This window comes from Paraburkholderia sp. J10-1 (genome assembly GCF_905220165.1).
Classification (GTDB): domain Bacteria; phylum Pseudomonadota; class Gammaproteobacteria; order Burkholderiales; family Burkholderiaceae; genus Paraburkholderia.
This window is the reverse complement of the sequence record NZ_CAJMYW010000077.1, coordinates 1-378: the sequence shown is the minus strand read 5'-3', so window position 1 is coordinate 378 and position 378 is coordinate 1. Positions and strand designations below refer to the sequence as shown.

Genomic DNA, 378 nt, shown 5'->3' with positions numbered 1-378 from the left:
CGTGAACGGTCTGGGCTCGGCAGGCATCGCGGCACTGACTTCCAGCCAGGTTGCCCAGCTCGGCACGGCCGACCTCCACTCGCTGACCACGACTGAAGTGCAGGCGCTGGGTTCGGCAGGCATTGGCCAGCTGACGTCTTCGCAAGTGCAGTCGCTGACCTCGACGGCGCTCAACGCGCTGACGACGTCGCAGCTGGCGACGCTGTCGGTGAACCTGCTGACGAGCGCACAGGTTTCGGGTTTGAGCACGGGCCAGCTCGCGGCACTGAGCTCGACGCAGGTGCGCCAGCTGAACTCGGCTGACCTGCACGCGCTGAGCACGAGCCAGCTCGTGAGCGGTCTTGGCACGGCAGGCATCGCTTCGCTGACGAGCACGCA

At 66.9% G+C, this 378-nt stretch carries 1 pseudogene; it reads left to right on the top strand.

The features are described from left to right. Positions 1–378: pseudogene (locus U5A65_RS40785) on the top strand (heme utilization protein); the annotation flags it as partial.